Source organism: Pseudomonas sp. NUPR-002 (genome assembly GCF_056322725.1).
On the sequence record NZ_CM150476.1, the window covers coordinates 3,365,138 to 3,379,183 of the forward strand.

A 14,046-nucleotide genomic window follows, 5' to 3' on the forward strand; every position below is an offset into this window, starting at 1 on the left:
GCAGTTCAGTACTACGGAGCAACGCGCGGATGTTAGGATCGCCCCCTCGATCGCGCATTGCCCCAAGGAGCCGCTCTGTACATGGACGCCAGCAACTACTTCAGCAAAGCGAAAACCGGTGGCGCCAATGCCTCCAGCGGTTTCGTCTACCAGGATCTGTGTGCCCTGTACTACCTTGCCCAGCATCTTGGTGACGCCAGCTTCCAGGCCTTGGGTATCGAAACCGATGATGATTTCACCCTGCTCCATGCGTCGCGCAAGATGGCTCTGCAGGTAAAGATCCCCACCCTCAGTGTGCCGATGGCCAAGCGGCACATGGGGCCGGACAAGACGCTGATCGGTTCACGAACCGATAACAGCCTGAAAACGCTGCTCACTTACCTCAGTCAATACCGCGAGGTTGAACAGTCGCTGGAGAGTGACGCGACAAAAGCCAAAGTGCGCGAAGACTTCGACACATTGCTCAAACGCTACAAGATCAAAGGCAGCGCCAGTATTCCCGCGACCTGGTATGTGAATGAGCTTCCAGAAAGCAATCTGCCACAGGTCATCAAGTACACGCTGGCAGCCTGGGGCCTGGCGAGCGGTATGCTGATCGATGTCGAATCCTGCTTCAATGAACTCTACCGCCTGGCCGGCGAGCGTCGGCAACGGCGTGGCTACATCAACAAGCAGGAAGTGCTGGACCTGCTCAATACCAAGACCGCTAACCGCGTCGCCCGCTCCAGCAAAGACTTCGTCGATATCATCGGCATCGGCGAAGAGCAGATCCTCGACACGCTGCAGGCGAAAATCGCTCAGGCCCAGGCGTATCTGGACATCGGCGATCATCAGCGCGCGATTACCCTCTACCAGGAGTTGGCGACGCTGCTGGAAACCGAAGCGCTGTTTACCAAGTGCGCAGCCATTCTGCACGCCAGCGACCAGCTCGACGCAGCCATCGCCTATTGCGACAAAGCCTTGGCCAGGTACCCGAATTCGGCCTACGCATTCGCCATCAAAGGTTCATGCCTCGGCGAGAAAGGTGATCACCGCCGCGCCCTGGATTTGCTCAAATCAGCCAATCACTTCAAACCCGAAGACGCGGTGATTCTCTACAACCTCGGCGTCTGCTGCCTGATGCAAGCCGATTACCAGGCAGCCACTGGTTACTTCGAACAGGCCGTCAACGCCGCCCCTGACTTCAGCTCGGCCCACCTCAACTTGAGTATTTGCTTGTTCAACCAGAACGGTTGGCTCCAGGCGGCCAAGCACATTGACACTTGCCTGTTGCTTGAGCCTGAGTTGCCGCAGGCGCTGTCACAAAAAGGCGAAATCAAGCGTTTCTTTGGCGAATACGACGAAGCCCAGGCGTTGTTTCGCCAATGCCTGGCGCAGACACCCGACAACAGCCTGGCGCAGCAGGGGCTGGCCTTGAGTCTGTTAGTACAGGGCGACCCGCTCGGTGCCGCGTTGCTGGTCAGGCATCTGCAAAGCACCCTGGCAAACTACGACATCAACGACTGCATCGGCCTGATCGACATCGGCTGGCACAGAACCATCGCCTTGACCATCACGGTGTTCGACGACATTTCCTACCTGCTTGACTATAACGGCACCCAACACTACATCCCGAAACCGGGTAATGACCCTATCGGCATCGGCGTGATCGATCTTGATGGTGCGCCCATGCCGCTGATTTTCAAGTGCTATGAACGCCTCGGCAATTTCAAGAATGCCGTCAATGCCTTGAACCTGTCAGATACCGGCACGTTATTGTTGACGGTACAAGGACAGGTCCTCGATCTGCACGATCACTGCGACATCAACATTCAATTCGAACACTACGGCATCAACGGCCAGACCAACAAAGGCAGTAACCAGGGTTTCAACGCCTTCAAAACCCATTACAACGGCTACTGCATGCTGTCGCTGCAACACAAACAGAGCCGCCAGCAGCGCGACTTTGTCATGATGGGCCTGGAGGTCAGCTAAAAAACAATCCACCGGCTGCGCCACACCCGACAACCACCAGCCAGGCGGGCACGCGCCAGAACAGCAACGCCACCAGCGCGAGCAGCGCCAGGCCAAAGTCGCTTGGCTGCAGGATCGCGCTGGTCCACACCGGTCGATACAACGCTGCCAGCAACAGGCCGACCACTGCCGCGTTGACCCCTTGCATGGCCGCTTGCATGCGCATATTGGTGCGCAACTGCTCCCAGAATGGCAGCGCGGCAAACACCAGCAGAAACGACGGCAGGAAAATCGCCACCAGGCACAGCAGGCTACCCAACCAGCCAGACAACGGTGCCGGCATCGATGCACCGAGAAACGCAGCGAAGGTAAACAACGGCCCCGGTACCGCCTGAGTGGCACCGTAGCCCGCAACAAAGGTCGCGTTGCTCACCCAGCCATTGGGCACCACTTCCGCCTGCAGCAACGGCAACATCACATGGCCGCCGCCAAATACCAGCGAGCCGGTACGGTAGAAGGCATCGAACACATTCAAGGCCTGGCTCGGCCACAGTTCAGACAGCAGCGGCAGCCCCAGCAGCAAAGCAAGAAACACCATCAGCCAGCCAGCACCGGCGCCACGGCTGATGCCGATAGGCAGCGGCTCGTGCGCCAACGTTTGTGCTGGTTTGAACATCACCAGACCGATGAGCGCGGCCAGGGCAATCACCACCACCTGCGCCCAGGCCGAGGGCACCAGCAGCACCAGGCAGGTGGCAACGGCCATCAGCGACAGCCGCGAAGCGTCAGTACACAGATTACGTGCCATGCCCCAGACTGCCTGGGCGACCACCGCGACGGCGGCGACTTTCAGCCCATGCAGCACCCCCGCAGGCAAGGCATCCGCGAACCCGGCAAGGCCCAAGGCGAACAGCGTCAGCGCCAGGGCCGATGGCAGGGTAAAACCAACCCAGGCCGCCAAGGCGCCACGGTACCCCGCTTGCGACAACCCCAGAGCAATCCCGACCTGACTGCTGGCCGGACCCGGCAGGAACTGACAGAGCGCCACCAAATCGGCGTAACTGCGCTCGCTCAGCCATCTGCGGCGGCCGACGAACTCCTCGCGAAAGAAGCCAAGGTGGGCGACCGGCCCGCCGAAAGACGTCAAACCCAGGCGCAGGAAGATGAGGAATATCTGCCTGGGGCTGCAAGCAAGGTTGAGGGCCATGGACTGTTCTTCTGAAAAACACGCCTCGAACAATACACGAACCTGTGCGATTGCTCTGGACCAGTCACATCAAATCGCGGGGCAAGCCCGCTCCTACCGAGTCAGAAGGTTTTGCTGGCGCTGGCGACCACGGTTGCCGAGCACAGGTCGTCATAGCCATACCAGCTCAGGCATTCGCTTTTCGACAGGTCGGTGTCGATATAGCTCAGCCCCCAGGTAACGCCGACGAATTCACGGGTGAGCTTTACTTCCCACTCGTAATAGGCCTGCCGGTCATCGCCACTGGCCGACCAGTACGCGGGGTCTTTTACATCGTTGCGCCCGGCCCGTAGCGCCAGGCCCACCTCGCCCGGCAAGGCGAAGCTGTAACCCAGGTAGGTATACAGGGTGTCCTGATCCTGGCCAAAGACGTTCGGGGTGTCGTTGGAGTACAAGGCCCCCAGTTGCACCCCGTAAAGATCGAGCACGGCATACACCTCGCTGAGGTTGAACTGCCCCTCCTTGGGATAGGTGTACTTCATGTAGCCGACATCAAGGCTGATGGCGTCGCTCGCCTGCCAGTACCAACCCGCGTAGTAGTCCAGCTCCTGACGGGTCTTGAAGTCAAAACCGAAATCAACGTTCGAGGTCCAGGCCCCAAGGTACAGGCCGCTGCTGTGCATCAAGGTGGCGCCGGCCTGCAGCGCCGGGTCGCCAAGGGTCTGGGAGATACCGCGGCTGCGGTAGTCGCTGACGCTGGTGAGCTCCAGCTCCAGCGACAGGTCATCACTGAGGGTCAGGGCCTGGCTGCTGATTGGCGCCAACATCAGGCTGGCCAGGGAAATCAGAGTGCGTGCGTTCATACACAAGCCTTATTGTTATAGGTCTACGGGCAAAAAACGTGCAGGCGAAACCCGGCCCCCTGCAGTGCAAGGTGCCAGGCAGGGTCAAGCTGCGGGTCAGGAAGCCGGGGCGTAAACCTGCTTGCCGGCGAAGAAGGTCTTCAGGACCTGGGTGTCGAACAGTTCTTCATTGCTGACGTTGAACACATCGCGATCCAGCACGATCAGGTCCGCCTGCTTGCCAGGCGCCAGTGAGCCGATCTGCTGGTCCAGGCGCAGGGTTTTCGCGGCGTTGAGGGTGTAAGCCTGGAACATGACCTGACGGTCGACGCTTTCCTTGGCATTGAGTACCCCCAGCGGCCCTGTGCGGGTAATGGCCTGGGCAATGGCGTTCCATGGGTTGGCGCTGGACACCGGCCAGTCACTGGCCCCGGCAATGGTCGCCCCGGCGTGCTGCAGGGAGTTGGCCGGGTACTGGTGGCTGTAGGCCGCAGCGCTGATGTAGGGTTTGACCAGCTCCTCCGTGTAGTTCTCGGCGGTGGCCCAAAGCATTTGCATGGAGGCGATCACCCCCAGCTGCTTGAAGCGTGGGAAGTCCGCCGGATCGACCACTTGCAGGTGGCTGATACTGTGCGCCCGGGGTGCTGCGTTGAGTGTGCGCGCATAGGCCACACCGTTGAGCGACTCACGCACTGCCCGGTCCCCCACGGCATGCATGTGCACGATCCAGTCACGCTGCTCGGCGGCTGCCACCAACTCGCCGAAATGCTCAGGCTCAATCAGCAACTGGCCGTTCTTCTGACTGTTTTTATAGGGTTCCAGCATGGCGGCCGTCTGCCCTGGGTATTCCAGCACGCCGTCAACGAAGACCTTGATGCCTGGGAAACTCAAGTTAGGCACCCCCTCGAAGGACTTCGCCACCTTGGCCAGCACCTCTAGGTCTGCCGGCCGGCTCTTGGGGTTGGCGATCAACAACGCCGCAACATGGGCGCTGAGCTCGCCTTTCTCGGCCAGGGTCCGGTACAGCGGCAACACACCAACGCTCTGCTCGGTGGGTTTGAAGTCGAACAACGAATCATCACTGCCCGCGTTGGCGGCGGCGTCCATCCAGGCGGTGACACCGTACTGGTTATTGATGCGCACCGCCTCGCGGGTCGCTTTGAGCATGAACGCCTCACTGGCCGCCGGCACCTGACTGCGCACGCTGTCCCAGCGAGACTCGGCGAAATAACCGTTCGGGGTAAAGTCTGCCTCATGGCCAACGTAGCTGCGGTCTTGCTCGGACATGCCTTTGACCAGTGCGGCATCGATCTTCAACCGTTTAAGCATGGCGCTGTTGGCCCAGCCGGTGTGGCCGTCGATGCCGCTGAGCACCAGTGGCTGGTCGGCCCACCGGCCCTGATTGAACACCTGCCCCAGCTCGCGGCTCTTCTCCCAGTACGCCGAACTCACCCCGGAAATAAGGATGACATCACCGGCGCGACCACGGCCGTCCTTGAGCTCGGCCAGTATCCATTGCTCAAGTGCCGGCAGCGGTTTGACTTCATCGGCAAGGTTGGCGCCGAGGCTGGCCATCGCGCCCATGACCGGATGGCTATGGGTGTCGATCATCCCGGGCATCAGCACCTTGCCACCCAGGTCGATCCGTTGTGTGTTGGCGTCAGCCAGCGCGGTGATCTGCGCGTCGCTGCCCACTTGCAGGATCTTGCCGTCCTTGACCGCTACCGCCTGCATCAAGGCCTGTCCCGGCTCGGCGGTGAACACCTTGCCGTTGAACAGCACCAGGTCTGCGGCGGCCATTGCCGGCAGGGAACCACAGGCCAGGGACGCGGCCAACAGCGTGGGAATCAATCGTTGCATCGGAACACTCTCTTGTTGTTATCGGCTCTGGGCTTACCCTATCGCGCGCTACACAAGAACGGACCTCTGCAAATGAGGAGGGTCAGGCGATTTTCTCGGCCAGCGGCGCGGCCGAGCGCAGGGCGGTGCCCAGTTCCACCTTGCTCTTGACCCCCAGTTGAACGTAGCAATTGCGCAGGTAGGTGCGCACTGTGGCCGGGCTCAATGACAACATGCGGGCGATTTCCTTGTAGGAATGGCCGGCGGCAAACAGCATGGCAGCCGTGCGTTCACGCGGTGCCAGCATTACACCCGGCGCTTGAGACTCAAGCGACAGAATCACATGCTCGGCATTCGGGCTCAGGGTCAGTGTGCAGCGGCCCAGGCGCATCACACAGGGTGCCTTGGTCAACTGCGCGATGACCTCCGGCGGCAGCAACGAGCCATCCCAGCCCGGCACTTCGCGCTCGATGGCCGCGCACAGGCGTGCACCGACGTACAGCAGGCTGCCGTCCGGGCGGGCCACACCGAAGTCAGTGGCGCCGTTGCCAGTGTCGAGGCGGATCATGTCCTGGACCTGGAACCGCCACGACTGCAGCAGGTGCGCGCAATAAGCGTCGAACAAGCCCTCTTCGCAGGCAGTAAAGGCCTGCTCCTGGTGGCCCCGGTACACACAGACAAAAAAGCTCAGGCCACTTTCGGGCAGCTCGAAGGTGATGCTCATCAGGTGATAGAGGTCGTAACGCCGGGCAAAGTCATTGACCGCCTCGACCGGATCGGTGAATTCACTGTCGCGGATCACCCGGCCGGGCCTTGCCAGGGTGTCGTGAGCAAAGCTGTCTTGCCCTGCGACCTGGCGCCATTCGCTGGCAAACGCTGCGGGCAGGTCGATGCGCCCATGCATCCAGCTTTGCATCGGCACACGGTCGGCGGCCGCCGACATTTCGCCCCACCAGGCCGAGGCGAATGGCACCACCTGGCGAAACGCGCGCAAGCCATCGGCAATGAAGTGTGAACCGCCCTCCTCTCTGGCCAAGCGCGCCAGTGCCAGCACGCACTGATTGAAGGCCTTGAGGGTGGTCATGGGCAGGTCTGCGGCGAGCATCTGGGACTCTCTTGTTGTTGTGGTTGCCATCGCGGGGCAAGCCCGCTCCCACAGCGTCGAGTGGGCTTGCCCCGCGATGGCTATCAGTACACCACCCCCACCGGATACACAAACGCATTCACGTCATAAAACGGTGTGCGCTGGTAAAACCACTGCAGGCGCGCAGGGGGGCTGGCGGCAAAAACCTTGTCGCTCTTGAGCTTCTTGTCGAACTCCGCCTTGAGTTCCGGACTTTCGGCGAGCATCTTGCGCGCCATGGGCTCCATCACGTATTCCTCCGGTTCCTCGGCAACCACCAGGGTCGAGTTGAAAAAGCCCCAGGCCCAGAACGAATCAGGGCTTTGCGGATAGAGCAAATTGATCGCCAACACCCCCAACGGTTGGTCAAGGTCGATCACCACCGAGCCTGCAGGAAAGGTCTGCAAACGCTGGAACGGCTTGGCCACGCCGCTGACCGGCAAGCGTCCTTCATAGCCGGGAATCTGGTTGACTTGCGCACGGTCCGGCTCGAAACCACCGGCCACCTTGACCTCGTCCATGCGGTACAGAGTCACCTCAATGGCCGTGGCTTTGTCCAGGGTGGTCATCTGGATACCGTGGGCCTTGAGCCGGGCGATCACCTCGCGCCACTGGCCGGGCACCACGTACTGCTGCGGGCGCTTGGTCACCAGGTCCGGCTCGGTATTGCCGGTCACCGGTACGGTCAATGACTTGGGCTTGTTGCTCCAGACGATGGTTTTGGCGCCGGTGATCGGTGACTGTTCGTAGCGGTAGTCACCAACGATAAAAGGCGTGGTCTGGGCCTTGCCCGGCTTCCAGGTGAGGATCACCTCCTGCTGGTTTTCCAGGCGCTCGCGGTCCTGGCGGATGGCCTCCTTGAGCGAGGCCGATTGCTCGCCAATCACCTGGATCATGGCCTTGAGCATCACGTAGTTGCCCAGCACCTGGGTGCGATACGGATGCAGGGCGTGCTGCTCGATCAGAATCGACGGAACGTTGCGAATGTCTCCGTACTGGTTGGAGAAGCGCGCGAAATCGCTGCGGTATGGGTAGTAGCCTTGGGTCGGGTCCTGGTTGTCGTTGAGGCTGATGCACTCGTGGACCACATGCCCGTCCGCCTGCAATGCCTGGTACACCGGCGCGTGCATGACGTTATCCATCCAGGCGCTGCTGGCTGGCGACCAACCGTTTCCGTTGTGACAGTAAGAACTGTCATAGGGGTACATGGCGCCGTCAGTGGAATGGGTGTCGGCAAAAAAACTCAGGTCGTAGGTGTTGAACACCCAGGCGACGTTGCGGATCTCGGCGCTGTCGAGCTTGGTAAAGTCACGGTTGAGGTTGTAATTCAAACCGTTGACCCGCCAACCAGTCTGCTGCGGGCCGTTCTGATTGATCCGCCCATAGGCGCTGCGGCGCAGGTCGCCATCGATGTTGACGGTAGGAATGAACAGGATGTTGACCTTTTCCAGCAGGCTCGCCAAAGGCTTGTCGCCGGTGGTCATGTCACGCAGCAGCATGAACATGGCGTCTTTGCCATTCGCTTCGCCGGGATGGATCTGCGCCTCGACAAAAATCGTCGGCTTGCCCGACTCGTTCAAGCCCGCCGGCGACTTGTCGACCTCCAGTGAGGCAATGGCCATGACCATCGCATGGCCTTCGGCAGTTTTCTCCGGCAGGTCGTGCAAAACAATGCTGCCGCCGGCAGCAGCTACCAGCTTGTTCAGGTAGTCACGCGTCTGCAGGTAGTCGCTGGTCTGGTTGAAGTCGCTGGCTTCAGCTAGCGTAATCAGCGGGTTGTCGGCCTTGGCAATATAGCGAGTGCTGGTTAGCGCCTGCTCGAACATCGGCGGCAGAATGCGTGTCTTGGCTGCCTCCAGGTAGGCGCTATCATCGATATACGATGGCGCACTGGGCAGTGCGGCCAGTACCGGCACGCCAGTAGCCAGCAACAGGGCGACAGACAGCGGCTGCAAAAGCGAGTGTTTCATGATGATTCCCTATCATGAGTGGCAGCAGCCACGATAGACCACAATGGGTCCGCAGACGAGGGTCATGCTTCGATGCTCAACAACCTGTTCAGCCCACTTCCCTGCGATCAGGCCGAGGAACACTTCGACGAACTGTTGGCGCGCCCCGGTTTGTGTATAGAACGCATCGTCTCCCATGGCCAGGCGAGCCCTGCGGGGTTCTGGTATGACCAGCCGCAGTGCGAATGGGTGCTGCTACTCAAAGGCGCGGCCGGACTACGCCTGGAACATGAAGATTATTCACGGGTGTTGCAGCCCGGTGACTTTGTCGAGATTCCTGCCCATTGCCGGCACCGGGTCGAATGGACCGCCCCCCACCGCGCCACCGTATGGCTGGCGGTGCATTTTGGTGAGATGTGAACGCCCTCGCGCGGACGAAGGCGTGGCAGTGCTGTGACGTAACCCCTCACATTGCAAGGAGAAGCGCATGAGCAAATCAACCAGCAAAGCCGTCAAGCGCCCCGCCGCCCAAGCTGCCGTCAGCCGCACGCCCATCAGCGGGCGGCTGTTTGACGCCCGCCCCGACCGCCTGGACTTTCGCGACTTGCCCTACACCCCGCCGCTGCGTTCACTGCCGCCGTGCGCGCCCGTGCAAGCCGACCTGACCACCTACCTGAAAAGCTACGTGGCCCAAGGGCTGGTGCTCGATCAGGGCAACGAAGGCGCCTGCACCGGCTTCGGCCTGGCCTGTGTGGTCAACTACCTACTGTGGTTGCGCCACTTGACCTTTGGCGGCACCGGCAGCTTCGCCGCCGTCAGCCCGCGCATGCTCTACGAACTGGCGCGACGTTATGACGAATGGCCCGGTGACGACTATCAAGGCTCAAGTTGCCGCGGTGCACTCAAGGGCTGGCACAAACACGGCGTCTGCAGCGAACAGCACTGGCCGTTCTCCAGCGAGGGTTTTGTCCGGCCCCTGCCGCAATGGAATACCGACGCGGCGAGCAGACCCTTGGGCGTGTACTACCGCATCAACCGTAACGCCGTGGTCGACCTGCAAGCGGCGATTCTCAACATCGGCGCCGTCTACGTTTCGGCCAGCGTCCACGACGGCTGGGAAACGCTGATGCACAAGCGCGCCACGGCGGTGCCCGACAGCCTCGACAGCCTGCCGCTGATACCGCCCGCCAAATCGCCCGGCTCACTCGGCGGACATGCCTTTGCCATTGTCGGCTACGACCATCGCGGCTTTGTGGTGCAGAACTCCTGGGGCACACGCTGGGGCCGTTCCGGGTTTGCCGTGTTGCCGTATGAAGACTGGGTCATCCACGGCACCGATGCCTGGGCCTGCGCGCTCGGTGTGCCGCAACAACTCTCGGACCCGCGCGCCCTCAAGCCGGGCAAGCTGGAATTGTTCGATCAGGTGTCTTCGGCCTTTCGCGTCGGTTCGGGGCGCTCACTGACCGGGCTTGATCGTTCGGCGCGGGTACCGGCCAACCCGGTGGACGATCCCTGGCCCTTCGATCACCCGTTCAACGAACCGCGCTACCAGCCGGTCAGCACGCCGCGGGCTTACGAACTGACCCTGGTGACCGGCAATGACGGCGAAATCGTGCCGACCGACTTCACCCGTGGCCCATTGGACCGCGCGGGTCTGGTGCACGAGACCGTGCGTGAGCGGCCACTGGCCTGGCTACAAACGCAAGCGCAGAAGAAAACCCTGCGCCTGGTGATCTACGCCCACGGCGGGCTGAACGATGAAGACGCCTCGATTCAACGCATCCGCGTACTGGCGCCGTACTTTCTGGCCAACGGCATTTACCCGCTGTTCATGACCTGGAAAACCGGCCCCGGCGAAACCCTGGCGAACATGGCCGCCGATTGGTGGAGCAAACTCTTCGGGGGCAAGGATGAACGGGTTGCCGGCCTCGATGATGCCCTCAGCGAGGCCAAGGACCGCGCGGTTGAAGCGCTCGGCCATGTGCTCGGCACCGGTATCTGGTCGCAGATGCGCAACAATGCCCGCGACAGCAGCCAACCCGGCCACGGCCTCGATCTACTGAGCCAGGCCCTGCAAGCACTGGCCGCTGACCTGCAAGCGCAAGGGGCCAAACTGGAGCTGCACCTGGTTGGCCACTCGGCCGGCTCGATTCTGCTGGGCCACCTGCTCGATCTGCTGGGCAAGCTCCCCGCGCTGCCGGTCAAGGTGCAAAGCTGCGAACTGTTTGCCGCCGCCTGTTCCAGTGAGTTTGCCTTGAAGCACTACCTCAACGCGCAAGTCACCGGGGTGCTCAGTCTCAACCAGCTCTGGCTCGACGTATTGCGCGATGAAGATGAAAAGGCCGATGGCCTGCCGTCCCCTAGGCTTCCGGCCTATGGCAAGTCGTTGCTGTATCTGGTTTCGCGGGCGTTGGAGGATGTGCGCAAACAGCCGCTATTGGGCATGGCCCGCGCACTGCAACCGGCGTTTGTCAACGACAAGGACCAGTGGGACGCCAGCAGCCTGCCCAGCGTGCAACAGTGGCAGGCGAACTGGCCGAGCAAACCCGATCGCTTGCGTGTCTGGCAGTCACCCTGGGTGCGCACCACCCACGACGGCCAGCAGATACAGGCGACGCATGGCTCGTTCGATAACAACATCGAAATACTCACTTTTGTGCTGATGCGCATACTCGGCAAGCAGCTGATCGGGCCGATTGAGTGGCTGGACTATTAAGGGTTACCCCTTGTGGGAGCGGGCTTGCCCCGCGATGCGGTGAGACAGACAAACCGTAATCGCGGGGCAAGCCCGCTCCTACCGGAGTTTGAGCATGCCGCGCTCGACAATGAAGTCGATGACCCGCTGCAAACCCTGCCCGGTCTTGAGGTTGGTAAAGGTCCAGGGCCGCTCGGGACGCATGCGCTGGGTGTCTTTCTCCATCACCTCCAGCGAAGCGCCGACATAGGGGGCCAGGTCAATCTTGTTAATCACCAGAAAGTCCGACTTGGTGATCCCCGGCCCGCCTTTGCGCGGAATCTTCTCGCCTTCGGCGACATCAATGACATACACCGTCAGGTCGGCTAGTTCAGGGCTGAAGGTGGCACTGAGGTTATCGCCGCCACTTTCAACAAAAATCACTTCAAGGTTGCCAAACCGGCGTGCCAGCTCTTCCACCGCGGCCAGGTTCATCGAGGCATCTTCGCGAATCGCCGTGTGCGGGCAACCGCCGGTTTCCACCCCGACAATGCGCTCGGGGGCCAGGGCACCGGCTTCGGTCAGAATGCGCTGGTCTTCTTTGGTGTAGATGTCATTGGTGACCACGGCGATTTGGTAATGATCGCGCATGGCTTTGCACAGGGCTTCGAGCAGCGCGGTCTTGCCGGAACCGACCGGTCCGCCGACACCGACACGCAGGGGTTGTTGATAGCTTTGCATGGAGCATGTTCCTCAGGATCGGAATAGTCGGGTGTACTGCGTTTCGTGTCGCGACGAGGCAATCGCCAGCAGTGGCAATCCTGCGCCGAGTTCGTCGTCAGGTAATTCCAGGGCACTGTGCAACACGGCGGGCAGCGCTTCGCTCAGGTCACGCAACAGGCTCTGCGCCGCTTGCTGTCCAAACGGCACCAGCTTGACCCCGGCCATCACCGCGCCCTCCAGCCAGGCGTAACCAAGGCCCAGGGCCAGATCACGCAGCGGGATCTGCCAATGCGCCCCCAGCCAGGCCATACCGCCCAGCTGGCTCAACTCGACATTGGCCCGCCAAGCAGACGACTGGCACAACTGCCAACCATCGAGCAGCCGCGCCAGGGCCATGCCGCGCTGGCGTTCTTCCAGGCGCAGTTCAGCGGTTTCGCGGTTGGCCAGCAGGAACTGGCTCCAGCGGGCGAAGGCCTCGGCATCCTCGGCCAGGCAAGCCTGGTAGAGGCGCGCCAGCACAGGCCAGTCGAGGCAGCCCAGGGTGTCGTGCAACTGCTGCAACTGCCAGCGGCGAAACCCTTCGGCGCCTTGTACCCAACCGGCTTCTACTGCCCACTCCAGGCCCTGCGAGTAGGTAAACCCACCGACCGGCAGGCTCGGGCTGGCCAACTGCAGCAAGCGCAGCAGTTTCAGGTCGTTGCTCATCAGCCCGCCAGCACCAGCGCAGCGCCGGCCAACAGACCACCGCCACAGGCTTTTTGCAGACCCTTGTGTTGACGCAGCAGGCAGCCCGCGCCAAAGCCAACCAGCAGCAACAGGCCGCTGACAGTGACAAAGCCGGCACTGAACAACCAGAAGGCACCGGGGCTGGCTTCAACGCCATGGGCCCAGCCGTGGAACAGGGCGAACAGCGGCATCGCCAGGGCCAGCAACAGTTGCCGGCTGGGCAGCAGCAAGGCCGTGGCAGCCACCAGCAGCGAAGCGATAATCATCTGTTCCATGCCGATCACCCCACCGAACACATGACCGAGAAAGGCGCCGCCGAACATCGCACACAGCGTGAGCAACGGCAGCACCAATGTGCGACCGGTCAATGCCGCCAGCACCCCGGTGCCCAGCAACATCAGCAGGTGATCGACACCCGTCAGCGGGTGCAGCAAGCCATCCTGCAACGGGTTGCTGTCATGCCCGGGGTGGGCGAACGCCGGTACGGCAACCAGCAACAGCGCCAGGGCAAAGGCTTTTTTCATCAGTAATCTCCTTGTTGGTAATCAGTGCTGGGCCACACGTACAAAACGGTGATCGCTGTGTGAATGACTGTGCGGTGCGCTCTGATAGGCGCCCGCCTCAGGCTCGAACGGCGCCTGTTCAACGGTGACCTGCAAGCCAAGACCACGGACCATTTCGTCGAGCACGTGGTCATGCTGGTAACGGACCATGCCGGCGTCGATCTGCAACGGCACGTGACGGTTGCCCAGGTGATAGCTGGCCCGCGCCAGCAACAGCGCATCAGCGCAGCGCACTGTCGACACCTGCTCATCGGCGGCCAGCACACGGATGACTTCGCTACCCTGCTCGTCACCCAAGAGATCGCCACCGCGAATCAACTGCCCACGCTCAAGCATCAGCCCGGCCTCACGGCCATCGTCGAGGGTGACGCGCACCCGGCTTTTGATCCGCGTGTCGAGTGTCAGGGTTAGCGTGCCGCTTACCTGGGCGGGTTCGCCCAGGCGCCGGGTCAAAACAATCATGCTCGC

General features: G+C 61.6%; 12 protein-coding genes. 3 read left to right on the forward strand and 9 right to left on the reverse strand.

The features are described 5' to 3' along the window. Positions 1-81: 81 nt before the first annotated feature. Entirely contained in the window at positions 82-1,974 is a 1,893-nt protein-coding gene (locus tag ACVWSC_RS15270; protein ID WP_442107428.1) for a tetratricopeptide repeat protein, read from the forward strand. On the opposite strand, the gene chrA is transcribed toward ACVWSC_RS15270, so the two are convergent. From chrA to ACVWSC_RS15295, 5 genes are all read right to left on the reverse strand, one after another. Further along, positions 1,967-3,160: a chromate efflux transporter gene (gene chrA / locus ACVWSC_RS15275; RefSeq protein WP_442107430.1), complete on the reverse strand. Its 1,194-nt coding sequence runs from the start codon at positions 3,158-3,160 to the stop codon at positions 1,967-1,969. The two genes, ACVWSC_RS15270 and chrA, sit on opposite strands and share 8 nt — an antisense overlap. Positions 3,161-3,261: 101 nt before the next feature. Then, complete coding sequence (locus tag ACVWSC_RS15280; RefSeq protein WP_442107432.1) at positions 3,262-4,002, reverse strand: TorF family putative porin; 741 nt, start codon at positions 4,000-4,002, stop codon at positions 3,262-3,264. A 96-nt stretch (positions 4,003-4,098) separates the two neighbouring features. Then, the gene (locus ACVWSC_RS15285) at positions 4,099-5,841 is read right to left on the reverse strand and encodes an amidohydrolase (RefSeq protein WP_442107434.1); all 1,743 of its coding nucleotides are present in this window, start codon (positions 5,839-5,841) and stop codon (positions 4,099-4,101) included. Positions 5,842-5,923: 82 nt separating this feature from the next. Then, the gene (locus ACVWSC_RS15290) at positions 5,924-6,925 is read right to left on the reverse strand and encodes a helix-turn-helix transcriptional regulator (protein ID WP_442107436.1); all 1,002 of its coding nucleotides are present in this window, start codon (positions 6,923-6,925) and stop codon (positions 5,924-5,926) included. A gap of 83 nt (positions 6,926-7,008) precedes the next feature. Next, entirely contained in the window at positions 7,009-8,913 is a 1,905-nt protein-coding gene (locus ACVWSC_RS15295; RefSeq protein WP_442107438.1) for a M14 family metallopeptidase, read from the reverse strand. 72 nt (positions 8,914-8,985) lie between these two features. Here ACVWSC_RS15295 and ACVWSC_RS15300 point away from each other — a divergent pair, with 72 nt between their 5' ends. Both ACVWSC_RS15300 and ACVWSC_RS15305 read left to right on the forward strand, forming a co-directional pair. Next, positions 8,986-9,312: a cupin domain-containing protein gene (locus ACVWSC_RS15300; RefSeq protein WP_442107440.1), complete on the forward strand. Its 327-nt coding sequence runs from the start codon at positions 8,986-8,988 to the stop codon at positions 9,310-9,312. 67 nt (positions 9,313-9,379) lie between these two features. Then, a complete protein-coding gene (locus ACVWSC_RS15305) occupies positions 9,380-11,608 on the forward strand; it encodes a C1 family peptidase (RefSeq protein WP_442107442.1) in 2,229 nt (742 codons plus the stop codon). A 78-nt stretch (positions 11,609-11,686) separates the two neighbouring features. On the opposite strand, the gene ureG is transcribed toward ACVWSC_RS15305, so the two are convergent. The 4 genes from ureG to ureE are packed head-to-tail and all read right to left on the reverse strand — an operon-like array spanning position 11,687 to position 14,040. Next, a complete protein-coding gene (ureG, locus tag ACVWSC_RS15310) occupies positions 11,687-12,307 on the reverse strand; it encodes an urease accessory protein UreG (RefSeq protein ID WP_442107444.1) in 621 nt (206 codons plus the stop codon). Between the two features lie 12 nt (positions 12,308-12,319). Beyond that, positions 12,320-12,994 carry an urease accessory protein UreF gene (locus ACVWSC_RS15315; protein ID WP_442107446.1) on the reverse strand — a complete coding sequence of 225 codons (675 nt, stop codon included), beginning with the start codon at positions 12,992-12,994 and terminating at the stop codon, positions 12,320-12,322. After that, a complete protein-coding gene (locus ACVWSC_RS15320) occupies positions 12,994-13,539 on the reverse strand; it encodes a HupE/UreJ family protein (protein ID WP_442107448.1) in 546 nt (181 codons plus the stop codon). The genes ACVWSC_RS15315 and ACVWSC_RS15320 overlap by 1 nt, the downstream gene beginning before the upstream one ends. A 21-nt stretch (positions 13,540-13,560) precedes the next feature. Then, a complete protein-coding gene (gene ureE, locus ACVWSC_RS15325) occupies positions 13,561-14,040 on the reverse strand; it encodes an urease accessory protein UreE (protein ID WP_442107450.1) in 480 nt (159 codons plus the stop codon). Between the last annotated feature and the right edge of the window lie 6 nt (positions 14,041-14,046).

Excerpts from the sequence above, each read along its gene's own strand:
- ACVWSC_RS15270 (WP_442107428.1), top strand. The coding sequence starts at position 82 with ATGGACGCCAGCAACTACTTCAGCAAAGCGAAAACCGGTGGCGCCAAT.
- chrA (WP_442107430.1), bottom strand. The coding sequence starts at position 3,160 with ATGGCCCTCAACCTTGCTTGCAGCCCCAGGCAGATATTCCTCATCTTC.
- ACVWSC_RS15280 (WP_442107432.1), bottom strand. The coding sequence starts at position 4,002 with ATGAACGCACGCACTCTGATTTCCCTGGCCAGCCTGATGTTGGCGCCA.
- ACVWSC_RS15285 (WP_442107434.1), bottom strand. The coding sequence starts at position 5,841 with ATGCAACGATTGATTCCCACGCTGTTGGCCGCGTCCCTGGCCTGTGGT.
- ACVWSC_RS15290 (WP_442107436.1), bottom strand. The coding sequence starts at position 6,925 with ATGCTCGCCGCAGACCTGCCCATGACCACCCTCAAGGCCTTCAATCAG.
- ACVWSC_RS15295 (WP_442107438.1), bottom strand. The coding sequence starts at position 8,913 with ATGAAACACTCGCTTTTGCAGCCGCTGTCTGTCGCCCTGTTGCTGGCT.
- ACVWSC_RS15300 (WP_442107440.1), top strand. The coding sequence starts at position 8,986 with ATGCTCAACAACCTGTTCAGCCCACTTCCCTGCGATCAGGCCGAGGAA.
- ACVWSC_RS15305 (WP_442107442.1), top strand. The coding sequence starts at position 9,380 with ATGAGCAAATCAACCAGCAAAGCCGTCAAGCGCCCCGCCGCCCAAGCT.
- ureG (WP_442107444.1), bottom strand. The coding sequence starts at position 12,307 with ATGCAAAGCTATCAACAACCCCTGCGTGTCGGTGTCGGCGGACCGGTC.
- ACVWSC_RS15315 (WP_442107446.1), bottom strand. The coding sequence starts at position 12,994 with ATGAGCAACGACCTGAAACTGCTGCGCTTGCTGCAGTTGGCCAGCCCG.
- ACVWSC_RS15320 (WP_442107448.1), bottom strand. The coding sequence starts at position 13,539 with ATGAAAAAAGCCTTTGCCCTGGCGCTGTTGCTGGTTGCCGTACCGGCG.
- ureE (WP_442107450.1), bottom strand. The coding sequence starts at position 14,040 with ATGATTGTTTTGACCCGGCGCCTGGGCGAACCCGCCCAGGTAAGCGGC.